This is a genomic window from Streptomyces sp. NPDC091271 (genome assembly GCF_044757505.1).
In the GTDB taxonomy this organism is placed as follows: domain Bacteria; phylum Actinomycetota; class Actinomycetes; order Streptomycetales; family Streptomycetaceae; genus Streptomyces.
Genome location: NZ_JBIVVD010000010.1, coordinates 94,058 through 121,053 on the forward strand (window position 1 = coordinate 94,058; position 26,996 = coordinate 121,053).

Sequence of the window (26,996 nt, forward strand, 5' to 3'; positions counted from 1 at the left end):
GGACACAACACCCGCACCACGGAAGAGATCCGGGCCGCCCCGGAGCCGGATCCGCGTGTCCCGCTGCTGGCCGGCGACGGGCGGGGCGGCAGGTCGCACCGCCCCCTCCGGGGTGCTGCCTCAGTCCAGCACCGCGATGCCGTCGAGCTCGACCATGGCCTGCTCGTCCCAGAGCCTGGCCGTTCCGATGACGGCCATGGCCGGGTACTCACGTCCCGCCAGCCTCCGCCAGATCTCGCCCAGTTCCGGGGCGTGGGCGCGGTAGTCGGCCACATCGGTGGCGTACACGGTGACCCTCGCCAGGGCCGTCGGGGCGCCGCCCGCCGCGCGCAGGGCGGTGAGCAGATTGCCCAGGGCCGTCTCGAACTGCTCGGGCAGGGTGGCGCCGACGATCTTTCCGTCACCGTCCAGCGCGGTCTGGCCGGCCAGGAAGACCAGCCGGCCGCCGGTGGCCGTGACGGCGTGCGAGAAACCGGTGGGCGGGGCCAGTTCGGCGGGGTTGATCCGGGTGATCGGATTCATGCGGGCGTCTCCTGTGTCGCGTACAGCTCCTTGGCGATGATGGTGCGCTGCACCTCGGTGGCCCCCTCGTAGATCCGGGGGGCGCGGACCTCCCGGTAGAGGTGTTCCAGCAGATGGCCCCGGCGCAGGGCACGGGCGCCGTGCATCTGGACGGCCGCGTCGACGACGTACTGCGCGGTCTCGGTGGCGTACAGCTTGGCCATGGCGGCGCGCCGGGGCACACCCGGCTCGCCCGCGTCGTGGGCGGCCGCCGCCGCGTACACCAGGAGCCGGGCGGCCTCGGTGCGGGTGGCCATCTCGGCGACCTGGTGCGAGACGGCCTGCAGGTCTTTGAGCGGTGCACCGAAGGCGGTGCGGTGCGCCGTGTGCTCCAGGGTGGCGTCGAGCGCGGCGCGTGCCATGCCGACGGCGAACGCGCCGACGCTGGGCCGGAAGAGGTTCAGGGTGTCCATGGCGACCCGGAACCCCCGGCCCGGCTCGCCGAGCACGTCGTCGGGGGTCACGCGTACGCCGTCGAAGTCCAGCGCTCCGATGGGGTGCGGCGAGAGCATCTCCAGGGGCGTCCCGGTGAGCCCGGGACGGTCGGCGGGGACGAGGAACGCGGTGACACCACGGGCTCCGGCACCCTCCCCCGTCCGGGCGAAGACGGTGTAGAAGTCGGCCTCGGGGGCGTTGGAGATCCAGCACTTCTCACCGGTGAGAAGCCAGCCGCCCCCGCCGGGCTCCCGCTGTGCGGCGAGGGCGAGCGCCGCAGCGTCGGATCCGGCGCCCGGCTCGCTGAGCGCGAAGGCGGCGACGGCGCGTCCCGCGCGCACCTCGGGGAGCCACCGCGCGCGCTGGGCCTCGGTCCCCGCAAGGCGGACCGGGCCGGCTCCGAGTCCCTGGAGCGCGAGTGCGGTCTCCGCCTCGGTGCAGCCACGCGCGAGCGATTCGCGCAGCAGGCAGAGATCGAGCGCCCCCGAGCCGAGGAGCCGGTCCAGAAGTCCCAGACCGCCGAGGGCGGCGACGAGCGGGCGGTTGACATGGCCGGGCTCGCCCTTCTCGGCGAGGGGGCGCAGCTCGTCGCGGGCGAGGGTGTACAGCTCGTCGCACCAGGCGGTTTGACCGGGATCGAGGGAGAATGCCGTCATACCGGCGCCTCTCTTGTCACGACTTATCGCGGACCGTTGACTACCGTCACTCAAACGATACGCTCCAAGGGCGACTAGGGTCTTTCGTTTGGATCAGGCTGGGTCAGGGAGCGATGCTTCATGAAGCCGTCAGGTACCGCGAGCGCGCACACCGACACCTTCGCGCGCGACCATCTCCCACCCGCCGAGGACTGGCCGGAGCTGGCCTTCGACCTCCCCGAACTGGCCTACCCGGCCCGGCTGAACTGCGGACACGAGCTGCTCGACCGCACCGTCGACTGCTTCGGCCCCGACCGCCCGGCCTTCCGGAGCGCCGACGGCGGCGTCTGGAGCTACGGGGAGCTGCGGGACCGGGTGGACCGCATCGCCCTGGTGCTGACGCACGACCTGGGGGTCGTGCCCGGCAACCGCGTACTGCTGCGCGGCCCCACCACGCCCTGGCTCGCGGCCTGCTGGCTCGCCGTGATGAAGGCCGGGGCGGTCGCGGTGACGGTGCTGGCGCAGCAGCGGGCGTCCGAGCTCGCCACCATCTGCTCCCTCGCCCGGGTCGGCCACGCCCTCTGCGATATCAGGTCCGTCGACGACCTGGCCGCCGCCGAGGTGCCCGGGCTGCGCATCACGACGTACGGGGGCGGCTCCCCCGACGACCTGACGGCGCTCGCGGCCTCCCGGCCCGGGCCCTGCCCGGCGGTGGACACCGCCGCCGACGACATCGCGCTCATCGCCTTCACCTCGGGCACCACCGGGCGGCCCAAGGGGTGCATGCACGCCCACCGCGATGTGCTGGCCGTCGCCGACACCTTCGCCCGCCATGTCCTGCGGCCCGGTCCGGACGACGTGTTCACGGGCAGCCCGCCGCTCGGCTTCACCTTCGGGCTCGGCGGCCTGGTCATCTTCCCGCTGCGGGCCGGCGCCTCCGCGCTGCTGCTGGAACAGGCCGGGCCCAAGCAGCTGCTGCCCGCGCTCGCCGCGCACCGCGTCTCCGTCCTGTTCACCGCGCCGACCGCGTACCGCGTGATGCTCGACACCCTCGACGGCCACGACCTGTCCGCGCTGCGCCGCTGTGTGTCGGCCGGGGAGAACCTCCCCGCCGCGACCTGGCGGTCCTGGTACGAGCGGACGGGGCTGCGCATCATCAACGGCATCGGGGCCACCGAGCTCCTGCACATCTTCATCTCCGCCGCCGACGGTGACATCCGGCCCGGCACCACCGGTGTCCCCGTGCCCGGCTGGCAGGCACGCGTGGTGGACGACGACGGCGAGGAGCTGCCCGACGGCGAACCGGGCCTGCTGGCCGTGCGCGGCCCGGTCGGCTGCCGGTACCTCGCCGACGAACGCCAGCGGGTGTACGTACGCCACGGCTGGAACATCACCGGCGACACCTACGTCCGCGAGCCCGACGGTTACTTCCGCTACGTCGCCCGCGCCGACGACATGATCATCTCCGCCGGGTACAACATCGCCGGCCCCGAGGTCGAGGAGGCTCTCCTGCGCCACCCCGACGTGTCCGAGGCCGCGGTGGTGGGCCGGGACGACGACCTGCGCGGGCAGATCGTGGCCGCGTACGTCGTGCCGCGCGAGGGCGCGCCGCTGTCCGCCGATGATCTGCGTGCGCACATGAAGGCCGAGCTGGCTCCGCACAAGTGCCCCCGCGCCATCGAATTCCTGCCCGCGCTCCCGAGGACCGCGACGGGCAAGCTCCAGCGCTTCCTGCTGCGCGGCACCGCTCTAGAGTGATCACGTGGCCGAGCACACTCCCCGTTCCCTGATCGTCAGCCTCTACGGCGCGTACGGCCGTCACCCCGGCAACGCGCCGCTGGCGGTGTCCGAGCTGATCCGGCTGCTGCACGCCGTCGGGGTCGACGCCCCGTCCGTGCGCTCGTCCGTGTCCCGCCTCAAGCGCCGGGGGCTGCTCGCCCCCGCCCGTACGGCGGACGGGGCGGCCGGGTACGCCCTGTCGTCCGACGCCCGTCAGCTGCTGGACGACGGCGACCGGCGGATCTACCGGCGACCGGCACCCCTGCCCGGCGACGGCTGGGTGCTCGCCGTCTTCTCCGTACCCGAGGCCGAACGCCACAAGCGCCACCTGCTGCGCTCCCGCCTCGGCGGGCTCGGCTTCGGCCAGGCGGCACCCGGGGTGTGGATCGCGCCCGCAGGTCTTTACGAGGAGACCCGGCACACGCTGGAGCGCCTCGAACTCGCCCCGTACGTCGATCTGTTCCGCGGGGAGCACCTCGGATTCGCCGCCACGAGGGAGGCGGTGGCGCGCTGGTGGGACCTGGACGCGATCGCCCGGCTCCACCTGGACTTCCTGGAGCGGCAGGAGCCGGTGCTGCGGTCCTGGGAGGCGCGGGGAGGCGGAGAAACCCCGGATCCGGAGGAGGCCTACCGGGACTACCTCCGCGCGCTGGACTCCTGGCGGCAACTGCCGTACGCGGACCCGGGACTGCCCCAGGAGCTGTTGCCGAAGGACTGGCCGGGCGGGCGTTCGGCGGAGGTGTTCGGGCTGCTGCACACCCGGCTGCGGGACGCGGGTGACCGGTTCGTCCGGGAGCGCCCTGGTCCGCCCGCGAAATCGGGATGACCCGCGGCCCCGGGACCCGCCAGGATGAGGCAATGCCCTGGACCTTCACCGATGATGTGGACGCCTTCCTGGCCGCGGCCGGAGCGTCCCTGGCCGCCCGCCCCGCCGAGAACACCCTGTTGCTGACCGTCACCGCCACCCTGAGGGAGAGCGGGCCGCACGCCTACGGCGCCGAGCCGCCGGTGCTGGGCTGGTGGCGCGGGGCGGACGGGGAGGTGGCCGGGGCGCTGGTGCGCACACCGCCCTTCGTGCCGATCCTGGGCACGGTGGATCCGGAGGCGCTCGGCCCGCTGGCCGACGCGCTGCCGCTCCCCGGCGTCAACGCGGACCGCGCCACCGCCCGGGCCCTGGCCGCCCACTGGCCACGCCACCGCGTCGACGAGGAGCACCGGCTGTACCGGCTGGGCACGTTGGTGCCGCCCTCCCCCGCGCCCGCGGGCCGGCCCAGGACCGCCACCACCGCCGACCGGGCGCTGCTGGTCGACTGGATCCGTGCCTTCGGTGAGGAGACCGGCCAGTCGGGCGACCGGGCGGAGCGGATCGTGGACGAACGCACCGCGCACGGCGGGCTGACGCTCTGGGAGGCCGACGGGGAGCCGGTCTCGTTGGCGGGCGTCTCACGCACGATCGCGGAGACGGTGCGGGTGGCGAACGTCTACACGCCGCCTGCGCTCCGGGGCCGGGGCTACGCGGCGGCGGTGACCGCGGAGGTCAGCCGCAGGGCACGGGACGCGGGCGCCCGGGAGGTGCTGCTCTTCACCGACCTCGCGAATCCGACGAGCAACGGTGTCTACCGGCGCATCGGTTACGAGGCCGCCGGCGACCGTCTGCTGATCACCGCGGAGCCGGAGTGACGGCCGGGGCCGGGGAGACACCGGCCGGGCAGGCATGGCTGATCGCCGCGAACGTCGTGCGGTGGAGGCGGTACGGCGAGGGCGGCCAGGAGCTGCGGCCCGGGACCAAGTCCTACCGGGGCGGCTCCAAGGTGTACGTGATCGAGACCTACCCGGGCTCGGGTCACGAGCAGCTGACCACGATCGGGCGCGGCCGCCATACCGGCACATACATCACGATCGACATGTCGACCCGCAATCTGCACACCTTCCGGGCCGTGCAGGTCCACAGTCCGGCCGTGCTGCGACTGTGCGAGGGGGCCGGGGTGGGCGGCCGGTGGACGGCCCGTCAGGACGCCGAGGAGGTCGCGGTCCTGCTCGGCCGGCTGTCCGTCGAGTACCGCACCACGCACTGGGCCATGCCTCATCCCAGCCCGTGCCGCTGCCATGAGTGCCTGACGCTCAGTCAAGCGTGAGCCGGGGCCTGGGAGCGTCGGTGCGGCCCGTCGGCGGGGTGCGGCTGCCCGCGCGGTACGGGAGCGGCCAGGAGGCACCCTGCCCCGCGTAGCCCTGCTCGGCCGCCGCGTGCAGCGTCCAGTGCGGGTCGTACAGATGGGGGCGGGCCAGGGCGCAGAGGTCTGCCCGGCCGGCGAGCAGCAGCGAATTGACGTCGTCCCAGGAGGAGATGGCGCCGACGGCGATGACGGGCACGTCCAGGGCGTTGCGGATCCGGTCGGCGTACGGGGTCTGGTAGGAGCGGCCGTACTCGGGGCGTTCGTCGGGGACGACCTGGCCGGTGGAGACGTCGATGGCGTCCGCGCCGTGGGCGGCGAAGGCGCGGGCGGCCGCCACGGCGTCCTCGTCGCTCGTGCCGCCCCGCGCCCAGTCCGTGGCGGAGATGCGCACGGTCATGGGCCGGTCCTCGGGCCAGACGGCGCGGACCGCGTCGAAGACCTCCAGGGGGAAGCGGAGCCGGTTCTCCAGCGTTCCGCCGTACGCGTCCGTGCGCAGGTTGGTGAGCGGGGAGAGGAAGCCGGAGAGCAGATAGCCGTGGGCGCAGTGCAGTTCGAGGAGGTCGAATCCGCAGCGGGCGGCGCGCCGGGCGGCCTCGGTGAACCGGTCCCTGACCGCGTCCATCCCGGCCCGGCCGAGCTCCTGCGGGATCTGGTTGACGCCCCGCGTGTACGGGAGGGGCGAGGCGGCGCTGACCGGCCAGTTGCCTTCGTCCAGCGGCTGGTCGATGCCCTCCCACATCAGCCGGGTGGAGCCCTTGCGGCCGGAGTGGCCCAGCTGCACGCCGATCGCGGCGCCGGGGGCGGAGTCGTGCACGAAGCGCGTGATCCTCGTCCAGGCCCCGGCCTGTTCATCGGTCCACAGGCCGGTGCAGCCGGGGGTGATGCGGCCCTCGGGGCTCACGCAGACCATCTCGGTCATGACGAGACCGGCGCCGCCGAGCGCACGGGCGCCGAGGTGGACGAGGTGGAAGTCCCCTGGCAGCCCGTCGGCTGCGGAGTACATGTCCATGGGTGAGACGACGACACGGTTGCGGAGTTCGAGGCCGCGCAGCCGCAGCGGGGTGAACATCGGCGGCGTGCCGGGCGGGCAGCCGAACTCCTCCTCGACCGCCTCCGTGAACGCGGGGTCGCGCAGCCGCAGGTTGTCGTGGGTGACGCGGCGGCTGCGGGTGAGGAGGTTGAAGGCGAACCGCAGGGGTGGCTGGTCCACGTACTGCGGGAGCTCCTCGAACCAGCGCAGACTGGCCGCGGCGGCGCGCTGGGTGGACAGGACGACGGGGCGGCGCTCGGCCTCGTACGCGGCCAGGGCGGTGGGCAGGTCGGGCTGTTCCTCGACGCAGGCGGCCAGGGCGAGGGCGTCCTCGACGGCGAGCTTGGTGCCGGATCCGATGGAGAAGTGCGCGGTGTGGGCGGCGTCGCCGAGCAGGACCGTGTTGCCGTGCGACCAGTGCGCGTTGGTGACGGTGGTGAAGGTGAGCCAGGAGGACTTGTTGGAGCGCAGCGGCCGGCCGCCGAGAGCCTCGGCGAAGACCTTGGCGCAGTGCTCGGCGGACCGGGCGGTGTCGCAGGTGTCGAGGCCCGCGGCCCGCCATACCTCTTCGCGCATCTCGACGATGACGGTGGAGGCGCCGGATTCACGCGGCGGCCCGAAGGGCCTCGTTGAGGGGTGGTGGCCGGGCGACGGGCGGGAAAAGGGATAGGCGTGCAACTGCATCACGCCGTACTCGGTCTCGGCGATCTCGAATCGGAAGGCGTCGAACGCGAAGTCGGCGGCGAGCCAGATGTAGCGGTTGCGGTGATCGGTGACGGTGGGGCGGAAGTGACGTGCGTGGGCCTCGCGGGTGGCGCTGTGCACACCGTCGGCGGCGATGACCAGGTCGTGGCGGGCGGCGAGCTCGGCGGCGGGTGGCGCCTCGGTCCGGAAGCGGAGCCGTACCCCGAGGGAGGCGCAGCGCTCGTGCAGGATCCGCAGGAGCGTACGGCGCCCCAGTGCGGCGAAGCCGTGGCCGCCCGAGGTCAGGGTGGCGCCCCGGTGCACGACGTCGATGGTGTCCCAGCGGACGAACGCGTCGCTGAGCGCCCGGTACACGACGGGGTCGGCGTGCTCGATGCCGCCGAGCGTCTCGTCGGAGAGGACCACACCGAAGCCGAAGGTGTCGTCGGGGGCGTTGCGCTCCCATACGGTGATCTCGCGGCCGGGGCCCAGCCGCTTCAGGAGCGCGGCGGCGTAGAGCCCGCCGGGTCCGCCGCCGATGACCGCGATGCGCCCCGTGTCGGAGGAGGGCATCGCGCTTACCTGCCCCGCCACTTCGGCGGACGCTTCTCGGTGAAGGCGGCGTGGAACTCGGCGTAGTCCTCGCCGTTCATCAGGAGGGCCTGGGTGGCGGCGTCCATCTCCACGGAGGCGGCGAGCGGCATGTCGAGCTCGGCGGTGAGCAGGGCCTTGGTCTGGGCGAGGGCGAGGGCGGGCCCGTCGGCGAGGCGCCTGGCCAGGGCGGCGGCGCGGACGTCGGCCTCCCCTTCACCGGTCAGCTCGCTGATCAGCCCGATGCGTTCGGCCTCGGGGGCGCGGACGGGTTCGCCGAGCATGAGGATCCGGGTGGCGTGGCCGAGGCCGACGACACGGGGCAGGAGGTAGGCGGCGCCCATGTCACCGCCGGACAGTCCGACGGCGGTGAAGAGGAAGGCGAAGCGTGCGGACGGAGCGGCCACCCGGAAGTCGGCTGCCAGGGCGAGGACCGCTCCGGCTCCGGCGGCCACTCCGTGGACGGCGGCGATGACGGGAAAGGGGCACTCGCGGAGGGCGCGCACGACCTGTCCGGTCATCCGGTTGAAGTCCAGGAGCTGCGCGGTGTCCATGGCGAGCGTGGCGCCGATGATCTCGTCGACGTCACCGCCCGAGCAGAACCCGCGCCCCTCTCCGGCGAGCACGAGGGCCCGCACGGAGCGTTCGCGGGAGAGCTCGGCGAGAAGGTCGCGCAGGTCGGCGTAGGCACCGAAGGTCAGCGCGTTGAGCTTCTCGGGACGGGCGAGCGTCACGGTCGCCACGCCGTCGTCCGTGGTGAGGCGCAGATGCTTCCAGCGCTCCGTGCGCGGGGCGGAGCCGGTGAACGGGCTCATGGAAGGTTCCCCTCCAGCCGTCGGGCCGATGCTGATGCGCTTCGAAGCTATCACTCATCTGTGACTTCCGTCATGAGAACGCGATAGAGCGACTGTGGCGAACGTCCCCTTTGTCACGGTCGACTGCCTCTATGTCTGCGGCGCCGCGCTTCGTATGGTTGAGCGCAGGAAGTCCTGATACAGACCCCCGCACCTCCGGTGGCGGAGGACGCCGCCCCGCAGCCGCCCCGGAACGAACTCTTCCCACCGGATGTCCCGCTCCCGAACGGAAAATCCCGCCTTGCCGCCCGACGTCCCCGCGCCCCCGCCCGCATCCTGGCGAATCGCCCTGCCGCACTCGACCGCCGCGGTGCCGATCGCCCGCGCCCTGATCCGTACGGCGCTGGCGGACCTCGATGCGCCCGCGGACAGCGACACCGCCGAGCTGCTGACCGCGGAACTGGTCGCCAACGCCGTGGAGCACACCGACGGGGCGGGGCCCATCGAGCTGGTGGTCGAGCTCATGGCGTCCGGCTGCCAGGTGGAGGTCCACGACCACGACCCGGGACCGCCCGGCGACCTGTCCCGCCTGCTGCCCGGCTCCGCACCGGACCCGTGGCAGGAGCACGGCCGGGGTCTGCTCCTGATCCGCGCCCTCAGTTCGGCCTGCGGTCACCGCCCCACCGAACAGGGCAAGGCGGTGTGGTTCACCCTGCCGCCGGGTCCGACTCCGCCCGGTCCCGCGGCTCCCCGGGGCTGACGAGCCGGGAGCGGCTACGGCCGTATCCCGCGTACACCAGGGCGCCCACGGCCAGGAAGACCACGAACTGCACCCAGGTCGTCCAGCCCGTCCCGTACATCAGGTACAGACAGAAGCCGACGCCCAGGACCGGGCTGACGGGGTAGAGCGGCACCCTGAAGGAACGCTTCAGCTCCGGGTTGCGGCGGCGCAGGGTGATCACGGCGATGTTGACCACCGCCATGGTGGCGAGCGTGCCGATGGTCGTCAGGTTCACGACGACGTCCAGGGACGAGAACGCGGCGGGGACCGCGAAGACGACGGCCACGATCCAGGTGTTGGCGACCGGCGTGCGGGTCTTGGGCGACACCCGCTCGAAGACCCGGGGGATCAGCCCGTCCCGGGACATAGACATCAGGATGCGGGTCTGGCCGTACATCACCGCGAGGACGACGGACGCGATGGCGACGACCGCGCCGAAGGCGATGATCCCACCGCCGACGCTCGATTCGGTGACCTTGTCCACGACCAGCGAGAGCGCGGCCGGCTTGTCGGAGACGGCGTCCGCGCCCAGCGCGCCGATGGCACCGAGGGCGACCGCGCAGTAGAGCAGTGTGACCACGCCGATGCAGATCATGATCGCGATCGGGATGTTCCGGCGGGGGTTCTTGACCTCTTCACCGGCGGTGGTGATGGCGTCGAAGCCGATGTACGAGAAGAACGCCACCGACGCACCGGCGGTGACCCCGGCCATGCCGTGGGAGGCGAACGGCGAGAGGTGTCCGTCCTCGAACGCGGTGAAGGCGATCACGCAGAACGCGATGAGGATGCCGATCTTCAGCACCGCCATCGCCGCCGTGGCGCCCGCACTCTCCCTGATGCCGCGCACCAGCAGGGTGGCCGCCATCATGACCACGACGACCGCGGGCAGGTTGATCACGCCGCCGTCGCCGGGTCCGGAGGAGAGCGCCGCGGGCAGGTTCCAGCCGATGAGGCTGTCCAGCAGCTCGTTGACGTACTGGCTCCACCCGACCGCCACGGCGGAGACCGAGACGCCGTACTCCAGCAGCAGGCACCAGCCGACGAGGAACGCGACCCGCTCCCCGAGTGTGGCGTACGCGAAGGAGTAGGAGCTGCCGGAGACCGGGATGGCGCCGCCGAGCTCGGCGAAGGAGAAGGCGGTGAAGATGCAGGTCACGGCGGCGAGGACGAACGAGACCACCACGGCGGGGCCCGCCTCGGCGACGCTGTCGGACAGCCCGACGAAGATTCCGGTGCCGACGATCGCCCCGACACCGAAGCAGACGAGCTGGAACAGCCCCATGGTGCGCCGCAGGCCGTGCCCTTCCAGGTCGGCTCCGGACTCGGCGAGCAGCAGTTCGGGACTCTTGACGCGTGCGCCTGGTCTGCGCGGGGGGCTCTGCGGGGTGGAGGAGGCGGGACTCATGGGGGGACGGGTCTCTTCTCTGGTGGTGCGGGGGAATGAGCCGGTGGGGGGCTCGCACCTGGCCACGCGCTCCTGACGGGGCACATGAAAAGGGGTTCGGGCGTGCGAGCCCGAACCCCACCAAGTAGCACCATCGTAGCCACTTGTACGCATGTTCACCCAATCGGGTGCATGTTCATGCGGTGTGCGCGCCGCCTGCCAGCGTCGCGACGAGGACCGCCTTGATCGTGTGCATCCGGTTCTCGGCCTCGTCGAAGACGACCGAGTGGGAGGACTCGAAGACCTCGTCGGTGACCTCCAGCTCGGACAGGCCGTGCCGCTCGTGGATCTCCCTGGCCACCTTCGTACCGAGGTCGTGGTACGCCGGGAGGCAGTGCATGAACTTCACGTCGTCGTTGCCCGTGGCGCGCAGGACGTCCATGGTCACCGCGTACGGGGAGAGGGCCGCGATGCGCTCGTCCCAGACCTCCTTGGGCTCACCCATGGAGACCCAGACGTCGGTGACCACGAAGTCGGCACCCTGGACGCCCTCCGTGACGTCCTCGGTGAGGGTGATGCGCGCACCGCTCGACTCCGCGAGCTTGTTGGCCCGGTCCACGATCTCCGGCACCGGCCAGTAGGCGGCGGGTGCGACGATCCGGACGTCCATGCCGAGCAGGGCTCCGGTGATCAGGTAGGAGTTGCCCATGTTGAAGCGGGCGTCCCCCAGGTAGGCGAAGGTGATCTCCTCCAGGGGCTTCGCGCTGTGCTCGGTCATCGTGAGGACGTCGGCGAGCATCTGGGTGGGGTGCCAGTCGTCGGTGAGCCCGTTGAAGACGGGTACACCGCCGTACGCCGCCAGCTCCTCGACGGCCTGCTGGCTGTCGCCCCGGTACTCGATGCCGTCGAACATCCGGCCCAGCACCCGGGCGGTGTCCTTGACCGACTCCTTGTGTCCCATCTGGGAGCCGGAGGGGTCGAGGTACGTCGTGGACGCGCCCTGGTCGGCGGCCGCCACCTCGAAGGCGCAGCGGGTGCGCGTCGAGGTCTTCTCGAAGATCAGCGCGATGTTCCTGCCACGCAGCCGCTGCACCTCGCCGCCCGCCTTCTTGGCGGCCTTGAGCTCGGCGGACAGGGCGACCAGGCCGCGGAACTCCTCGGCCGTGAAGTCCAGCTCCTTGAGGAAATGGCGGCCTGTGAGGTCTATGGCCATGGTGACTGCTCCTGGGTCGGGCTGAGGGCATGCGGACGCGTGTCCTGGAAGTCTATACGAGAGACCGTATTGCTATACAGGGCGTGGGTGCCGCGCCCCCCGCGCTCCGCGCCTCCGGGCTCCGGCCCCGCCTCACACGCCTCACACGGGGTCGCGCACGACGGGGCAGCTCATGCAGCGGGGACCGCCCCTGCCCCGCCCCAGCTCGCTGCCCCGGATCTCGATGACCTCGATGCCTTCCTTGCGCAGATACGTGTTGGTGGTGGCGTTGCGCTCGTACGCGACGACGACCCCGGGCTCCACGGCCAGCACGTTGCAGCCGTCGTCCCACTGCTCCCGCTCGGCGGCGTGCACGTCCTGGGTGGCGGTGAGCACCCGGATCCTGTCGAGGCCGAGCGCGGCGGCGATGGCACGGTGCATGTGCTCCGGGGGGTGGTCGGTGACCTTCAGCTCGCGCGGACCGGCGCCGGGTTCGATCGTGTAGGAGCGCAGCATGCCGAGTCCCGCGTACTTGGTGAACGTGTCCCCGTCGACCATCGTCATCACCGTGTCGAGGTGCATGAACGCCCGCCGCTTGGGCATGTCGAGCGCCACGATCGTCCGGGCCGACCCGGCGTCGAAGAGCCCTCTGGCCAGCATCTCCACGGCTTGGGGGGTGGTGCGTTCACTCATCCCGATCAGGACGGCGCCCCGGCCGATGACCAGGACGTCGCCGCCCTCGATGGTGGACGGATAGTCGTCCTGGCCCTGTGACCAGTGGTGGAAGACGCCTGCGTCGGGGCCGGTGAAGAGGGGGTGGTGCCGGTAGATCGCCTCGAAGTGCACGGTCTCGCGCTGTCTCGCCGGCCAGCGCATCGCGTTGATGGACACACCGTCGTAGATCCAGGCGGAGGTGTCGCGGGTGAAGATGTGGTTGGGCAGGGGGCTGAGCAGGAAGTCGTCCAGATCCATGACGTGGAAGCGGACCGAGGTCGGTTCGCTGTGCCGTTCCAGGAACTCCCGCTTCGTCATCCCGCCGACCAGGGCCTCGGCCAGCTCCCCTGCGGGCAGCTCCTCGAAAGCGGCGCGCAGATGCTCGGTCGCGAGCGGGCCGTACTCCTTCTCCGCGAAGACCCGGTCCAGGACGAGCCTCCTCGCCACCGGGATGTCGAGGGACTCCCGGAGCAGCTCGCCGAAGAGGTGCACCTCCACACCCCGGTCGCGCAGCACGTCGGCGAAACCGTCGTGCTCCTCCCTGGCGCGACGCACCCACAGCACGTCGTCGAAGAGGAGCGCGTCCTTGTTGCTGGGGGTGAGCCGCTTCAGCTCCAGATCGGGGCGGTGCAGGATGACGCGGCGCAGCCGCCCGGCCTCGGAATCGACATGGAATCCCATGCCCTCATCCTCACCGCGCGGGACACGGTTCACCCTGCGAACCGCCACCCGGTTTCGCCGGGGTCCTGGAAGTACCTCCGTGCGGGATCGTGCGCATTTCCGGCCGAGGGCTGCCCGGAGAGCCGCCTCCGCCCCATGATCGGCGGATGCGCCCGCTGAAGCACGGCTACACCAACCACACCGTCGGAGACGGTGCTGTCGTCGAGAAAACCCACGAGGGCCCCGACGCCGGACTGACGCTCCGCCGTGAGCACGCGCTGCTGACCCGGCTGCAGGGCCGGTTGCCCGTGCCGCCGGTGGGGGCGACCGCGGCCACTCTCGGACCACTGCGGTGACCTCGACCGGGAGTTCGCCCACCTCGGGGATCCGGTCGAGGACCTGGCCTGGTGCGAGTGGATCGTGCGCACGCACCACCCCGGGCCCCGGTGAAGCGAGCCCGGGCTCCCGACGGGGGGCGGCTGTCCGGCTCGGGCCGTCCTACAGCCTGGGGTCGACCGGCTCCGACTCCAGGGCCAGCACCGCGAAGACCGCCTCGTGGATCCGCCACAGAGGCTCACCGTCGGCCAGCCGGTCGAGGGCCTCGAGACCGAGGGCGTACTCCCGCAGGGCCAGCGACCGCTTGTGGCCGAGGAACCGGGAGCGCAGCCGCTCCAGATTCTCCGGCCGCGTGTACTCGGGGCCGTAGATGATCCGCAGGTACTCCCGGCCGCGCACCTTGATGCCGGGCTGGACGAGCCTGCCCTTCTCGTCCCGGACGAGGGCGCCGAGCGGCTTGACGACCATGCCCTCGCCACCGCGGCCGGTCATCTCCAGCCACCAGTCGATGCCGGAGCGCACGGAGGCCTCGTCCCCCGTCTCGACCACGAGACGCCGGGTGACCTGGAGCAGCCCGGTCGGGTCGTGCTCGACGAGGCGGTCCAGCCACGCCAGCTGCTCGTCGTGCGGCACGGAGGCGAGCGAGCGACCCTGCACCGCGAGGATCTGGAACGGCGCGAGCCGGACGCCGTCGAGCCCTTCGGTGCTCCAGCAGTAGCGGCGGTACGCCTCCGTGAACGCGGCGGCGTCCTCGGCGCGCTCCCGCTGGCGGCCGGCCAGGGCACCGACGTCGACACCGCGGGCGGCGGCGGCGGCCAGGGCCTCCTCAGCCACGGGCAGGACGGTGCCGGCGGCCGCGCCCACCGCCGCGTACTGCGAGCGCAGCAGCCCCGCCGCCTTGAGGGACCAGGGCATCAGCTCGGCGTCGAGCACCACCCAGTCGGTGTTCCACTCCTCCCAGAGTCCGGCGGCGGTGACGGCGGCGCGGAGCCGGCCGAGGACGACCTCGGTGAGCGCCGTGTCGTCCAGGAACGGCCGCCCGGTGCGGGTGTGCAGGGCGCCGGTGGGGCCGTCGGCCCCGAAGCGCTCCCGGGCGGTCCCGGCGTCGCGGCAGACCAGCGCCACGGCGCGCGAGCCCATGTGCTTCTCCTCGCAGACCACCTTGGTGACGCCGTCCACGCGGTACTGCGCGAAGGCCTCGGCCGGATGCTCCAGGAAGCCCTCCTCGTGCGAGGTCGCTGTCGGGGCCATGGTGGGCGGAAGGTAGGCCAGCAGCCTGGGGTCGACGGCGAAGCGGCTCATGACTTCGAGTGCCGCCGCAGCGTTCTCCTCACGCACCGCGACGCGGCCCATGTGCCGGGTCTCCACGATGCGGCGGCCCTGCACGTCGGCGAGGTCGAGCGGCCTGCCCTCCCGGCCCCCGGGGGCTTCGGTGGTCAGCGGCTTCACCGGCTCGTACCAGACGCGCTCGGCCGGTACGTCGACGATCTCGCGCTCCGGCCAGCGCAGTGCGGTCATCTTTCCGCCGAAGACCGCCCCGGTGTCCAGGCAGAGGGTGTTGTTCACCCAGGAGGCGGTGGGCACGGGCGTGTGGCCGTAGACCACCGCGGCACTGCCCCGGTAGTCCTCGGCCCACGGGTAGCGCACGGGCAGGCCGAACTCGTCGGTCTCGCCGGTCGTGTCGCCGTACAGCGCGTGCGAACGGACCCGCCCGGAGGTGCGCCCGTGGTACTTCTCGGGCAGCCCCGCGTGGCAGACGACCAGCCTGCCCCCGTCCAGGACGTAGTGGCTGACGAGTCCGTCGATGAACTCCGCGACCTGTTTGCGGAACTCGGGGTGCTCGGCGTCCTCCCGCTCCAGCTGCTCGACCGTCTCGGCGAGACCGTGGCTGTGCTGGACCTTGCGCCCCTTGAGGTAGCGCCCGAGCTTGTTCTCGTGGTTGCCCGGCACGCACAGTGCGTCGCCCGACGCCACCATGGACATGACGCGGCGCAGCACTCCCGGGCTGTCGGGGCCCCGGTCGACGAGGTCGCCGACGAACACGGCGGTACGCCCCTCGGGGTGCGTGCCGTCCTTGTATCCCAGCTTGCCGAGGAGGGTGTCCAGCTCGGAGCTGCAGCCGTGGATGTCGCCGATGATGTCGAAGGGGCCGGTGAGGTGCCGGAGGTCGTTGTAGCGGCGCTCCAGGACGACTTCGGCGGTATCGGCCTCCACCTCGGTGCGCAGGATGTGCACCTTGCGGAAGCCCTCGCGCTCCAGACCGCGAAGCGACCGGCGCAGCTCACGGCGGTGGCGCTGCACGACATGCCGGGGCATGGAGGCACGGTCGGGCCGGCCGGCGTTGCGCGTCTGGCAGAGCTCCTCCGGCAGGTCGAGCACGATGGCGATGGGCAGCACGTCGTACTGCCGGGCCAGCTGGACGAGCTGTTTGCGGCTCTCCGGCTGGACGTTGGTCGCGTCGACGACGGTGAGCCGGCCGGCGGCGAGACGCTTGCCCGCGATGTAGTGGAGCACGTCGAAGGCGTCACGGCTGGCGCTCTGGTCGTTCTCGTCGTCGGCGACGAGGCCCCGGCAGAAGTCGGAGGAGACGATCTCGGTCGGCTTGAAGTGCTTGCGGGCGAAGGTGGACTTGCCCGATCCGCTGGCGCCGATGAGGACGACGAGGGACAGGTCGGTCACCGGCAGCGTGCGAGAGGTGCTGGTCATGCGGCCTTCGCCTCCTTCGTCGTCTCCTGGGCCGTGGTCATCGTGAACACGGCCATCTGTGTGGGAGGCCCCACCTCGGGGTCCTCCGGGCCCACGGGCACGAACGCCACCGTGTAGCCGTGGCGCCCGGCCACCTGGCCCGCCCAGTCCCGGAATTCCTCCCTGGTCCACTCGAAGCGGTGGTCGCCGTGGCGCGTGTGTCCGGCGGGAAGCGTCTCCCAGCGGACGTTGTACTCGACGTTGGGCGTCGTCACGAGCACGGTCCGCGGTCGCGCGGAGCCGAACACCGTGTACTCCAGGGCGGGGAGCCGCGGCAGGTCGAGATGCTCGATCACCTCGCTCAGCACGGCGGCGTCGTACCCCTTCAGCTGTTTGTCGGTGTAGGTGAGCGCGCCCTGGCGGAGGGTGACCCGCCCGGCCTGCCGCTCGCCCATGCGGTCCAGCTTCAGCCGGCGTGTGGCGACGGTCAGGGCGCGCATCGACACGTCGACCCCGACGATCTCCGTGAAGCGCACGTCCTTGAGCAGCGCCTGCACCAACTGCCCCTGGCCGCAACCGAGGTCGAGCACGCGGGTCGCCCCCGCCGCACGGAGCGCCTCCAGGACCGCCGCACGGCGCTGCTCGGCGAGCGGCACCGGCCTCTCCTCCGTGTCGGTCGTCTCGTCCACCGCGTTGTCGACGCTCTCCACCTCGAGGTCGTCCGACTCCGCCAGCCGCACCAGCTCCAGCCGCTCCATCGCCTGCCGGGTGAGCCCCCAGCGACGGGAGAGATAGCGGCTGGTGATCAGCTTCTGCTCGGGGTGCCCGGCCAGCCAGCCCTCGCCCGCCCTGAGCAGCTTGTCCACCTCGTCGGGCGCCACCCAGTAGTGCTTGGCGTCGTCGAGCACGGGCAGCAGCACGTACAGCTGGCGCAAGGCGTCCGCGAGCCTCAGCTCCCCCTCCAGCACCAGCCGTACGTAGCGCGAGTCGCCCCACTCCGGGAACTGCTCGTCCAGCGGTACGGCCGTGGCCTCCACCCGTGTCCAGCCGAGCGGCGCGAAGAGCTTGTGCACCAGCTCCGCACCACCGCGTGCGGGCAGCGCGGGCACCTCGATCCGCAACGGCAGCGGGTGCTCGGCCCGTTCGGGCATCGCCCGGCACGCCCCGTTCAGCGCGGACTTGAACACCGTCGTCATCGCGACCGAGAGCAGCGAAGACGCCGCGTAAGGCCGGTCGTTGACGTACTGCGCGAGTGCCGCGTCGGGGGCTCCGCCCCGGCCCTTGCCCTTGCCGCGCCTCACCAGTGCCACCGGATCCACCTCGAGCAGCAGGGCGGCCGTACAGCGCTCCGCGGACGCCTCGGGGTAGAAGACGTGCGCGGTCCCGTGCGAGGTGGAGAACGTCTGCGCCTTGTCGGGATGCTTGTGCAGCAGGTATCCGAGATCGGTGGCGGGACGCTCAGGGGTGCCGGTGGTGCTGATAGTCAGGAACACGCGTCCGAGTATGGTCCCGCGACCGGCCTCCCACCAGGGATTTTCACACTCCCGACGGGTCCAGTCGCTCCGCCAGCGCCGCGATCCCGGACGGGCCGACCCGGCAGCAGCCGCCGACCAGCCGCGCGCCCGCCCGCTGCCAGTCCCGCACCCTGCCCGGTTCGAACGTCCCCCTCCCGGTCCAGGCCCGGCCGACGGCGTCCCATTCCTCCCCACTGTTCGGGTAGACGACCACCGGCTTTCCGGTGGCCGCTGCCGCGACCTCCACCGCACGGTCCGCGTCGGCGGGGTCGCAGCAGTTGACCCCGACGGCCACGACCTGGTCGATGCCGGCGGCGAGCGCGAACGCCTCCGCCAGAGGCTGCCCGGCCCTGGTCCGGTCCCCCGCCACGCTGTACGAGAGCCAGACCGGCACCCCGAGCCCCTCGACCGCCCGCAGCAGGGCCTCGGCCTCGTCGACGTCCGGCACCGTCTCCAGGGCCATCACATCGGGTCCCGCCTCGGCCAGCGTCTCCGCCCGGGGCCGGTGGAAGCGCTCCAGCTCCCTGACGGTGAGTCCGTACCGGCCCCGGTACTCGCTGCCGTCCGCGAGCATCGCCCCGTACGGCCCGACCGAGGCGGCGACCCAGAGTTCACGTCCCGTCACCGCGCCGGCCCGGCGTGCCGACTCCACGCTGCCGGCCATCAGCTCCGCAGCGCGGGTCCGCCCGATCCCGCGCCGCGCGAATCCTTCGAAGGTCGCCTGGTAGCTGGCCGTGATCAGCACCTGCGCGCCCGCCCGGGCGTAGGCGGCGTGGGCGGCCTCGATCTGCTGGGGCGCGTCGCTCAGCAGCCGGGCCGACCAGAGGGCGTCGGACAGATCGCAGCCCTGCGCCTCCAGCTGGTTGGAGAGGCCCCCGTCCAGCAGGACGGTTCCCTCGGCGAGCGCGTCGCCGAGCGTACGGCCGGACGGGGCCCCCGGCGTCCGGGCGGAATGCACAGCTGCTCCTCGCTGTCGGGCGGTTCCTGTCGGTCCCGCGGCCACACGGCCCGCCCTGCCGCGGGCCGGGTCCCTCCTGTCAGCCCAGCTGCGACTGGACCTGTGACGAGATCAGCTCCAGGTGCTCCAGGTCGTGCAGGTCCAGAACCTGGAGGTAGATCCGCGACGAGCCGATGGCGGCGTACCGCCCGATCTTGTCGACCACCTCGGCGGGCGAGCCCGCCAGCCCGTTCGCCTTGATCTCCTCGACCTCCCTTCCGATGACGGACGCGCGCCGCGCCACCTCCGCGTCGTTCTTCCCGACGCACACCACCAGGGCGTTGGAGTACACCAGGTCGTCGGGGGCCCGCCCGGCCGCCACGGCCGCGTCCTTGACCCGGCCGAACTGCTTGACGCTGTCCTCGATCGACGCGAAGGGGATGTTGAACTCGTCCGCGTACCGCGCGGCCAGCCGCGGGGTACGGACCGCGCCGTGGCCCCCGATCAGGACCGGCACCTTCGTCTGCGCGGGCTTCGGCAGAGCCGGCGAGTCGGTGAGCTGGTAGTACGTCCCGTCGTAGCTGAACGTCTTGCCGGTCTCGGTCTCCCACAGCCCCGTGATGATCGCCAGCTGCTCCTCGAGCCGGCCGAACTTCTCCTTCGGGAACGGGATGCCGTATGCCTTGTGCTCCTCCTCGAACCAGCCGGCGCCCAGGCCCAGCTCGACCCGGCCGCCGGACATCTGGTCGACCTGGGCGACCTGGATGGCCAGCACGCCGGGCAGACGGAAGGTGCCCGCGGTCATCAGCGTGCCGAGGCGGATCCTCTTGGTCTCGCGGGCCAGTCCGGCCAAGGTGATCCACGCGTCGGTCGGGCCGGGCAGACCGTCCCCGGAGCCCATGTGCAGATAGTGGTCCGACCGGTAGAAGGCGTCGAAGCCGAGGTCCTCGGTGGCCTTGGCGACGGTGAGCAGGGTGTCGTAGCTCGCCCCTTGCTGGGGCTCGGTGAAGATTCGAAGATCCATGCCTCCATCCTGCACCTTCGAACCCGCTGTGCCCCTCTCTTCGGCTCTTCCCCCGTGCCGGGCGGCCGGCGTGCCCCGGCCGGCCGGCTCACGACTGGCCGGTGACGAAGCCGGCCGGCCCGTGGATCACCCCGAAGGGGCCGTCGCGCTCCCGGTCCAACTCCTGTTCGTGCTCACGCTCGCGCTCCTGCTCGGCAAGCCGTCTCAGCATCCCGTGGACCCGGTCCACGGACTCGTCGACCGCGTCTATCGCCTCGATGCACTGCCAGTAGAGCCCTTCCTCGTCCGTGCCGCAGGCGACACCCACCAACGCGATGCCCGCCTCCCCCAGGAGCAGCGCGAGAGCGGCCAACACCCTGGGCACGTGATCCACTTCGGTGAGCTGGGACGCCCGCACGCCTCCGGCCGGAACCATCGGGTGGTCGAGAACCGCGCTCCCCAGGGCGCAGGTCTCGCTGAGCTCGCGCGCCTCCGTCCGTAACTCCGCCGGTCCGCACCTCGCCAGCCGGCCGCCGACCGCCCGGGCGAGTGCCTGGGCCTGCCATGCCTCCGCCATGACGGCCGGCACTCCCCGGCTCCCCGCCAGCGCGTTCCGGCCCGCTTCGATCAGTCGCTCCGCTTCCACGCCACTCCCCCGTCGCCGACACCGCCGGTACAACAACCCGCTCACTTCTTCATTACCCACAGTGAGGGCCGTGGCACACGAAAGCCAGAGGAAATCGGAAATCTGTGGACAGGAAGTCGATTGTGAATAAGTCGATCACTCCGAAGAGTGACGTTCAGTCATCTCGACGTCGTCCTGACCCTGCTCGATGTCTTCCGGTGGTACCGGCTCAACTCCCACCGCCACTACCGGAAAGCGTTCCTCGTTCCGGTCGATCTTGGCCGCCAGCGCCGCCAGCGCGTCGATTCCCAGGACCTCGCAGAACTGCAGCAGATACGCCAGGACGTCCGCGACCTCGTCCCTGACCCGGAACGCCGCCTCGGGGTCCTCCATCACCCTCGCCGACTGCTCCGGCGTCAGCCACTGGAAGATCTCCAGGAGTTCGGAGGCCTCCACGCTCAGCGCGACGCTGAGGTTCTTGGGGGTGTGGTAGGGCTCCCAGGCCCGGGCCGCCGCGAAGTCGGCCAGCCGCCGTTGCAGTTGTGCTACATCCAGTTCGCTCACCGTGTCAGGTCTACCACTGTCGCACCGGCCGTCTCCCGGGCGGCTGCCGCCGCCGCCTCACCGACCGTCCCCAGCAGACGCATGTGTCCGCTCGCACAGATCGACGCGGCCAACGCCAGCAGCTCCCCGGTCTGCCGCGCGTCCAGGCTCCGTTCGAGTCCGTCGGCCAGCACGGTGAGCGCCTGCATGGCCGACGGCACTTCCGCCGCCGGGTCCACCACCAGGACATGGGGGCCGGTCAGCAGTACGAGCGCGAAGGCGAGATACCGGAGTTCGCCGTCGCCCAGGCGGCCGATGGGCGTACTCCGGCCCGGTCCCCGCCCCGTCAGGGCCTGCACCGAGCCGTTCTCGAGTCGCTCGGTGGTCAGTGCCGTCACCGGACCCGCGCACCCGGCGTCCGCGCTGGCGACCAACCGGGCGTGCCGCTGCGCGCACTGGCTCCGGGTGCGGTGGAGGACCTCGGCGAGGTTGTCGCAGGACGAGGTCAGCCGCCCTTCGGCGACCGGCACCGCCGCACGCATCCGGCCCGGCTGGGGATCGCAGACGAAGGCCGACCGCAGGGCCACCACCACCTGCTCGGCGGCGGCCAGCACCCTGAGCTGCCCGTCCGTGGTTCCCGCGACCCGCAACGGCAGCAAAGCCGTGCCGAGCCGGTCGTCGGGGAAGGGAGCACGCGTCACCGGCACCGCTCCCGCCGTGTACCAGGCCGCCTGGACGGAGGAACGCCGGGGATCCCGCAGCGCCGTGCTCAGCAGCGTCTCACCGCTGTCGGTCAGCCGCTCGCCGACGATGCGGAGCGTGGGCTCGGCCTGCACGGCGAGATCCAGTCTCACCGGGCCGGCCGGCCCCTCCACCGTGCAGCCGAGTCTGAATCCGCGCCGCCCCTGCCCGTCGGCCCCGACCCGTTCGGGCACCCAGGCCACCGGGTCGGGGAAGACGTCCTCCAGCGGATCACCGGCGGCCAGCCGCGCGAGCGCCTCGTAACCACGCAGGGCGGTCGACTTGCCGCTTCCGCTGCGTCCGGTGAGCAGCGTGAGCGGTCCGAGCGGGATGACGGTGCGGCGGTGCGAGGCGAAGGCGTCGAGGCGGAGTTCGCTGACGAAGGGGCGGGCGGGTCGGCCCGCGCCGGACGGCGCGGAGGCCGCCCTCCCCGTGGAGATCACAACAGTCATGAGCGGACCGTACGCACGCCCGTGAGCGGCGAACCGTTCCGCCCGCACGACCTTCCTACGATTGAGGTACGCCCGCCGCGGTGACCCCCTCGACCTCCATGCCGGCCGGCGCGAGCAGGAAGACGTTGCGGTCCACCCGGTGCATCCCGCTGCCGAGCCCGAAGACCACACCGCTGCTGAAGTCCAGGATCCGCTTGGCCACATCGGTCTCGGCGCCGGTCAGGTCCAGCAGGACCGGGATCTGGGCGACCAGATACTCGGCCACCTCGCGCGCGTCCGCGAACACCTGGACCCGCAGAACGACCATGCGCCGCTGCTCGGCCGACTCCTGCTGGTCCGGGACCGTCCTGTGGTCGACCCGGGAAGGCCATTCGTTGCGGCCCCTCAGGGGTACGACCTGGGCGAGCCCTTCCCACTGTTCATCGGTGGCGTCGTACCTGTCGTACCTGTCGTACCTGCTCACAGAACCACCCCGTCCGTATGCCGGTTGGCTGTGCGCCGGCTGCGCTCGCTGTTCATCGGGCAATTCTCTCGCCCCTCACCCGTTCGGCGTACCACCGACACGGGTGGGAGCGTGATCGGCGGCGTCCGGGGCGCTCCCGCCGTCCGGTTCGGGAAGTGTGTCGAGGGGTGTGAAACGGACCGGGAGGTGGGCCAGGGCGCGGTGGAAGGGGCCCGGACGCCAGACCAGCGCGCCGGGCTCGACGGCGAGTTGCAGGTCACAGAGCTGGCTGGTGAGCTGCTCGATCGCGGTCATCGCCATCAGCAGGGCAGGCTGCTTGGCGGGGCAGCGGTGCGGCCCCGTCGACCACGCCAGGTGAGCACCGTCGCCGGAGCGCACCGCGGGGTCCGAGCCGGACGGCGGCGACTGGGTGTTGGCCGCGGCGAAGGAGACCAGTACCAACTGGCCGGCGCGCAGCGGGACCCCGTGGAACTCGGTGTCGTGGCGCGGGAAGTGTGCTCCCATGCTGGCCAGCGGCGGATCGCGCCAGAGTACGTCGTCGACCGCCTCGTGCGCGGTCATCGCGCCGCCGTGCAGGGAGCCGCCGTAACCGGTGTCGCTGAGCATGCGCAGCAGCGCGTTGCCGATCAGATTGGTCGTGGGGTCGTGACCCGCGCTCATGATGAGCGTGATCTGACGCACGGCCTCGTTGTCGTCGAGACCGGCCGGGTGCGCCAGCAGGTACGAGGTGAGATCCCGGCCCGGCCTGTGCCGACGTGCGGAGACGAGAGCGGTGACGACGCCGACGAGGTCGTCGTACGCCGCTGTCGCGTCCCCCGCGGAGTCCATCATTCCCGCCGTACCGCGGACCACCCGCTCGGTGTTCTGGGGAGCCACGCCGAAGGAGGCCGTGAAGACGTGCAGGGGCAGCCTGCGGGCGTACTGGGCGATGAGGTCACCGGTGCCGGTGGCCGAGAAACCGGCGATGAGCCGCTGGGCGACCCGGGCGACCTCCGCGCGCAGCAGGTGGGGTTCGATCAGGGCGAGGGTGTCGTTGATGGCGTCGCGGTAACGGGCGTGGACGGCGCCGTCGGTGAAGAGCGCGGTGGGCCGGTATCCGAGCACGGGCAGGACCGGCGAGTCGGCCGGCACGCCCTTCTGCCAGGCACGCGGGTCCTTGGTGAAGGTCTCGGTGTCCCGCAACAGGTCGACGGCCGCCTGGTAGTCGGTGACCAGCAGCGCGTCGATGTCCGGGGCGACACGCACCCTGGCCAGCGGTCCCTGGTCGCGCAGCATGCGGTAGTGGCCGTGCGGATCGGCGGCGAAGCCGGCGCCGTACAGCGCGAGGGGCTCACGGAGAGCGGGGGCGGTGCCGGGTGAAGTGCCGGCCGAGGGAGGGGTCATGACGACTCCTGGGGCGCGGGCAGGCAGGTCAGCGCGTGCTCGGCGAGGGCGATCAGGGCGTCGATGCCGCCCCCGCGTTCGCGTGCGTCGCACTGCACCAGCGGGGTGCGGGGATCGAGGTCGAGGTGCTTGCGCAGGACCTCGTCCGCGTGGGCGGGGGCATCGGGGAAGCGGTTCACGGCGACGGCGTACGGGAGCCCCTGCTCCTCCACCATGTCCATGACGGCGAAGGAGTCCTCGAGCCGCCGGGTGTCGACCATGACCAGGGCGCCGAGCGCACCGCGCGCGATGTCCTCCCACAGGGGGAGGAAGCGATCCTGGCCCGGCGTGCCGAACATGTACAGCACCAGATCGTCCTGGACGGTCAGCCGGCCGAAGTCGACGGCGACCGTGGTCGTGGTCTTCTCCGGAAGCCCGGCGGTGTCGTCGAGTCCCGTACTGGACTGCGTCATCGCCTCTTCCGTGTGCAGGGTCGGGATCTCCGACAGGGTACGGATCAGGGTCGTCTTGCCCACGCCGAAGGGACCCGTGACGACGAGCTTCATCAGGGTCTCGGCGGCACTCGGCAGATAGCCGATGCCGCCCCGGTCAGTGGAGGGAACGGAGTCCAACGAGCAGCCTCTCGACGAGCGACCGGTCGATCTCACCGGCACTGGGGATCGGTGGTCGAGCGTGCAGATGTCCCGCGGCCACGAGGTCCGTGGCCAGAAAGACGGTGGCGCTGACCGGCAGGTCCAGATGGGCGGCGCACTCGACGACGGTGAGGGCTCCTGGCTCGAGGAGCTCGCACAGCCTGCGCTGCTCCGAACCGGTCTTCACCGGCAGGGCCGAGTCCGTACGGATGAGCACGGCGAGCCGGTCGAGCGCGGGGCCGGTGGGCGTGGAGCGGCCACCGGTGACCAGGTAGGGGGGAATCAGGCGGCGGCCCGGGCCGGGGGTCATGGCCGGGTGGCGGCGTCCGGTTGACGGGTGGGGGCGTGCATGGCCCTGGTCAGCGCGGTGACCTGCACCTGCATCTGGTAGGCGATGTTCCCCAGATGTGCGTCGGGGGCCGCGAAGAGGGCCAGAGTGGTGTTCCTGCCGGCAGGTACGACGACGGCGAAGCCCAGATCGGACTCCACGACCGTCTGGGCCAGTCGCGGCGACTCGGCCTCGGTGAACGCGGTGGTGAAGGCACGGGCGGCCGCGTGCAGGGTGGCCGTCATCGCGGCGACGCGCTCGGCGGACGCACGGTCCAGGCCGGGCGACGCGCCCTCGACGAGCCCGTCGCCGGTGGCGACCACGGCATGCTGCACACCGGGCAGCTCCAGCAGCGGGGTCAGCACCCAGGCGAGATCACCGGCGGTGGGGGTGGTGCTCACGTCTCGTCGTCTCCTTGGTCGTCCGATGGGGATGCTGGGGGTGTCCGCGCCGGGGGCGCGGGCGCCTTCCTGCCGCTGAGGGTGCCCTCCTGGAGGGCGGCCCAGGCCGCTCCGGCCTGCTCGGGCGTACGGAGCACGGGCTCCTCGGCCGGCTGCTGCCGGGCCGGCGGCGCCTCCGGGGCGGCCGTCCGGCGGGATCTGCGCCGCCGGGTGGGCAGGCCTGCCGGACGCGCGGCGTCTTCCCCGGCGACGGGAACGGGCCCGGCGGGCACGGACGGGGCGGGCTCGGCGGGGGCGGCAGGAGCGGGTTCGGCGGGGGCGGCAGGAGCGGGTTCGGGTTCGGCGGGGGCGGCAGGAGCGGGTTCGGGCTCTGCGGGGACGGCCGGTGCGGGTTCGGGCTCGGCGGGCCCGGCAGGAGCGACGGGTGCCGCGGGCCTGCTGGGCAAGGGGCTCTCCGCGGCGCCCTCGGCGCGCGCGTGCACCGGCTTCGGCGCGAGCACGGACAGGGTGCGGTCGTCGTCGATCACGGTCAGCAGATGCGCCGGAATACGCAGCATCGCGCGCATCCCGCCGTACGGCGACGACTCGATATGGCAGCTGAAGCCGTAGCGCGCGACGAGCCGCCCCACCACGGCGAAGCCGGTCTGCGGCGGGTCCCCCAGCTCGGTGAGCAGCACCTCGGAGGGGCCCGACAGCAGTGCGCGGGCCCGTTTCAGCGCGTCGTCGTCCATGCCGATCCCGGCGTCGTCGACCAGGATCAGCGCCCCGCGCCCCGCGGTCTGCTGGACCGTCACCGGCACCTCGGTGTCCGGGTGCGAGTACGCCGTGGCGTTGGCCAGCAGCTCGGCGAGCGCGATCGCGAGGGGTTCGGCGGCCCGGGCGACCAGCGCGAGCCGCTCCTGGCGCAGATGGTTGGCGACCTTGATCCGCTCGTACCCCGGGACCCTGGACTGGGCGCCGAGCACGACCTCGACGAGCGAGGAGTTCTGCCGGGCGAGTCCGGGCCACGCGTCGCAGAGCACGGCCGTGGCCTGGGTGCGGCGCAGCGCCAGTTCGTTACGGAAGTCGAGCTGGAGGATCCGCGGGTCGTCGTACTCGTGCTGGAGCTCGTGCAGCAGGTGCTGCGACTGGTTGAGCAGCGACTGGATCTTGGCGGAGGTACCGCGCATGGCCGACCGCGCTGCCGCGTCGACGCGTCGGCGTTCCTCCAGGACCGCTGTGCGCGCGGCCTGTACGGCCTCGGTCAGCAGACGCGCGGCGTCACCCTCGATCCCGGCGGCCTCCCGCAGCCCGGGAACAGGCGCGGAGCGGTGGGAGAGTGCGGTGGCCGCGGCGGGTATCCGGTTCCGGGCCAGCTGGCGGATCTCCTCGGTGAGGGCGAGGGTCCGGGCGTCGGCCGCCTTGGCCTGCCGCTCGGTGAGCTCCGCGCGGGCCGAGGCGCCGTACGCGTCCAGCCTGGCCTGGTGCATGCGTACTGCCGACCAGATCGCCACCACGACGGCGATGAGGGCCACGATCCATGCCACCACGGCGTCACCG

At 72.2% G+C, this 26,996-nt stretch carries 26 protein-coding genes; 6 read left to right on the top strand and 20 right to left on the bottom strand.

Annotation, left to right across the window (positions count from 1 at the left end; all coding sequences use genetic code 11):
* Nucleotides 1–120 precede the first annotated feature (120 nt).
* Both ACIQM3_RS34385 and ACIQM3_RS34390 read right to left on the bottom strand, forming a co-directional pair.
* A complete protein-coding gene (locus ACIQM3_RS34385; RefSeq protein ID WP_401631457.1) occupies nt 121–522 on the bottom strand; it encodes a RidA family protein in 402 nt (133 codons plus the stop codon).
* Complete coding sequence (locus ACIQM3_RS34390) at nt 519–1,652, bottom strand: acyl-CoA dehydrogenase family protein (protein WP_401631459.1); 1,134 nt, start codon at nt 1,650–1,652, stop codon at nt 519–521. Before ACIQM3_RS34390 ends, ACIQM3_RS34385 begins: the two co-directional genes overlap by 4 nt.
* 120 nt (nt 1,653–1,772) lie before the next feature.
* Here ACIQM3_RS34390 and ACIQM3_RS34395 point away from each other — a divergent pair, with 120 nt between their 5' ends.
* The 4 genes from ACIQM3_RS34395 to ACIQM3_RS34410 are packed head-to-tail and all read left to right on the top strand — an operon-like array spanning nt 1,773 to nt 5,545.
* Nucleotides 1,773–3,389 (top strand): AMP-binding protein, encoded by a 1,617-nt coding sequence (locus tag ACIQM3_RS34395; protein ID WP_401631462.1) that lies wholly within the window; start codon nt 1,773–1,775, stop codon nt 3,387–3,389.
* 4 nt (nt 3,390–3,393) lie between these two features.
* On the top strand, nt 3,394–4,236 hold the full coding sequence (locus tag ACIQM3_RS34400; RefSeq protein WP_401631465.1) for a PaaX family transcriptional regulator C-terminal domain-containing protein: 843 nt from the start codon (nt 3,394–3,396) through the stop codon (nt 4,234–4,236).
* Nucleotides 4,237–4,268: 32 nt separating this feature from the next.
* Nucleotides 4,269–5,090: a GNAT family N-acetyltransferase gene (locus tag ACIQM3_RS34405; protein WP_401631468.1), complete on the top strand. Its 822-nt coding sequence runs from the start codon at nt 4,269–4,271 to the stop codon at nt 5,088–5,090.
* Complete coding sequence (locus ACIQM3_RS34410; protein WP_401631471.1) at nt 5,087–5,545, top strand: hypothetical protein; 459 nt, start codon at nt 5,087–5,089, stop codon at nt 5,543–5,545. Before ACIQM3_RS34405 ends, ACIQM3_RS34410 begins: the two co-directional genes overlap by 4 nt.
* Here the strand turns inward: ACIQM3_RS34410 and ACIQM3_RS34415 are convergent.
* Nucleotides 5,532–7,871 (bottom strand): bifunctional salicylyl-CoA 5-hydroxylase/oxidoreductase, encoded by a 2,340-nt coding sequence (locus ACIQM3_RS34415; protein ID WP_401631473.1) that lies wholly within the window; start codon nt 7,869–7,871, stop codon nt 5,532–5,534. The two genes, ACIQM3_RS34410 and ACIQM3_RS34415, sit on opposite strands and share 14 nt — an antisense overlap.
* A gap of 5 nt (nt 7,872–7,876) precedes the next feature.
* Nucleotides 7,877–8,704, bottom strand: a complete 828-nt coding sequence (locus tag ACIQM3_RS34420) for an enoyl-CoA hydratase family protein (RefSeq protein WP_401631476.1) — start codon at nt 8,702–8,704, stop codon at nt 7,877–7,879.
* Nucleotides 8,705–8,984: 280 nt separating this feature from the next.
* On the opposite strand from ACIQM3_RS34420, the gene ACIQM3_RS34425 reads away from it, so the two are divergent.
* Nucleotides 8,985–9,443, top strand: a complete 459-nt coding sequence (locus ACIQM3_RS34425; RefSeq protein WP_401631479.1) for an ATP-binding protein — start codon at nt 8,985–8,987, stop codon at nt 9,441–9,443.
* On the opposite strand, the gene ACIQM3_RS34430 is transcribed toward ACIQM3_RS34425, so the two are convergent.
* The 3 genes from ACIQM3_RS34430 to ACIQM3_RS34440 form a co-directional block, all read right to left on the bottom strand.
* Complete coding sequence (locus ACIQM3_RS34430) at nt 9,391–10,869, bottom strand: amino acid permease (RefSeq protein ID WP_401631482.1); 1,479 nt, start codon at nt 10,867–10,869, stop codon at nt 9,391–9,393. The genes ACIQM3_RS34425 and ACIQM3_RS34430 overlap by 53 nt on opposite strands.
* 175 nt (nt 10,870–11,044) lie before the next feature.
* The gene (gene argF, locus ACIQM3_RS34435) at nt 11,045–12,061 is read right to left on the bottom strand and encodes an ornithine carbamoyltransferase (RefSeq protein ID WP_401631484.1); all 1,017 of its coding nucleotides are present in this window, start codon (nt 12,059–12,061) and stop codon (nt 11,045–11,047) included.
* A 141-nt stretch (nt 12,062–12,202) separates the two neighbouring features.
* On the bottom strand, nt 12,203–13,435 hold the full coding sequence (locus ACIQM3_RS34440; protein ID WP_401631487.1) for an arginine deiminase: 1,233 nt from the start codon (nt 13,433–13,435) through the stop codon (nt 12,203–12,205).
* A 146-nt stretch (nt 13,436–13,581) separates the two neighbouring features.
* Between ACIQM3_RS34440 and ACIQM3_RS34445 the strand changes: the two genes are divergently transcribed.
* Nucleotides 13,582–13,770: a hypothetical protein gene (locus ACIQM3_RS34445; protein ID WP_401631490.1), complete on the top strand. Its 189-nt coding sequence runs from the start codon at nt 13,582–13,584 to the stop codon at nt 13,768–13,770.
* A 142-nt stretch (nt 13,771–13,912) separates the two neighbouring features.
* Here ACIQM3_RS34445 and ACIQM3_RS34450 read toward each other — a convergent pair whose 3' ends face one another.
* The 13 genes from ACIQM3_RS34450 to ACIQM3_RS34510 form a co-directional block, all read right to left on the bottom strand.
* Nucleotides 13,913–16,456, bottom strand: coding sequence for a polynucleotide kinase-phosphatase (locus ACIQM3_RS34450; protein ID WP_401631493.1), 2,544 nt, complete (start codon nt 16,454–16,456; stop codon nt 13,913–13,915).
* Nucleotides 16,453–17,928 (bottom strand): 3' terminal RNA ribose 2'-O-methyltransferase Hen1, encoded by a 1,476-nt coding sequence (locus ACIQM3_RS34455; RefSeq protein ID WP_401631496.1) that lies wholly within the window; start codon nt 17,926–17,928, stop codon nt 16,453–16,455. The genes ACIQM3_RS34450 and ACIQM3_RS34455 overlap by 4 nt, the downstream gene beginning before the upstream one ends.
* Nucleotides 17,929–17,971: 43 nt before the next feature.
* Complete coding sequence (mmuM, locus tag ACIQM3_RS34460) at nt 17,972–18,907, bottom strand: homocysteine S-methyltransferase (RefSeq protein ID WP_401631499.1); 936 nt, start codon at nt 18,905–18,907, stop codon at nt 17,972–17,974.
* Between the two features lie 79 nt (nt 18,908–18,986).
* Nucleotides 18,987–19,910 carry an LLM class F420-dependent oxidoreductase gene (locus tag ACIQM3_RS34465; RefSeq protein WP_401631502.1) on the bottom strand — a complete coding sequence of 308 codons (924 nt, stop codon included), beginning with the start codon at nt 19,908–19,910 and terminating at the stop codon, nt 18,987–18,989.
* Nucleotides 19,911–19,998: 88 nt separating this feature from the next.
* A complete protein-coding gene (locus tag ACIQM3_RS34470; RefSeq protein WP_401631504.1) occupies nt 19,999–20,535 on the bottom strand; it encodes a DUF6099 family protein in 537 nt (178 codons plus the stop codon).
* A 135-nt stretch (nt 20,536–20,670) separates the two neighbouring features.
* The gene (locus tag ACIQM3_RS34475; protein ID WP_401631506.1) at nt 20,671–21,078 is read right to left on the bottom strand and encodes a nucleotide pyrophosphohydrolase; all 408 of its coding nucleotides are present in this window, start codon (nt 21,076–21,078) and stop codon (nt 20,671–20,673) included.
* Entirely contained in the window at nt 21,075–22,250 is a 1,176-nt protein-coding gene (locus ACIQM3_RS34480; protein ID WP_401631508.1) for an AAA family ATPase, read from the bottom strand. Before ACIQM3_RS34480 ends, ACIQM3_RS34475 begins: the two co-directional genes overlap by 4 nt.
* A 55-nt stretch (nt 22,251–22,305) precedes the next feature.
* On the bottom strand, nt 22,306–22,713 hold the full coding sequence (locus tag ACIQM3_RS34485; protein WP_401631511.1) for a cell division protein SepF: 408 nt from the start codon (nt 22,711–22,713) through the stop codon (nt 22,306–22,308).
* A 75-nt stretch (nt 22,714–22,788) separates the two neighbouring features.
* On the bottom strand, nt 22,789–24,096 hold the full coding sequence (locus ACIQM3_RS34490) for a cytochrome P450 (protein ID WP_401631513.1): 1,308 nt from the start codon (nt 24,094–24,096) through the stop codon (nt 22,789–22,791).
* On the bottom strand, nt 24,093–24,707 hold the full coding sequence (locus ACIQM3_RS34495) for a GTP-binding protein (RefSeq protein WP_401631514.1): 615 nt from the start codon (nt 24,705–24,707) through the stop codon (nt 24,093–24,095). The genes ACIQM3_RS34490 and ACIQM3_RS34495 overlap by 4 nt, the downstream gene beginning before the upstream one ends.
* Complete coding sequence (locus ACIQM3_RS34500) at nt 24,685–25,038, bottom strand: DUF742 domain-containing protein (protein ID WP_401631517.1); 354 nt, start codon at nt 25,036–25,038, stop codon at nt 24,685–24,687. Before ACIQM3_RS34500 ends, ACIQM3_RS34495 begins: the two co-directional genes overlap by 23 nt.
* Nucleotides 25,035–25,457: a roadblock/LC7 domain-containing protein gene (locus tag ACIQM3_RS34505; RefSeq protein ID WP_124275220.1), complete on the bottom strand. Its 423-nt coding sequence runs from the start codon at nt 25,455–25,457 to the stop codon at nt 25,035–25,037. The genes ACIQM3_RS34500 and ACIQM3_RS34505 overlap by 4 nt, the downstream gene beginning before the upstream one ends.
* Nucleotides 25,454–26,986, bottom strand: coding sequence for an ATP-binding protein (locus ACIQM3_RS34510; protein ID WP_401631520.1), 1,533 nt, complete (start codon nt 26,984–26,986; stop codon nt 25,454–25,456). The genes ACIQM3_RS34505 and ACIQM3_RS34510 overlap by 4 nt, the downstream gene beginning before the upstream one ends.
* Nucleotides 26,987–26,996: the final 10 nt, after the last annotated feature.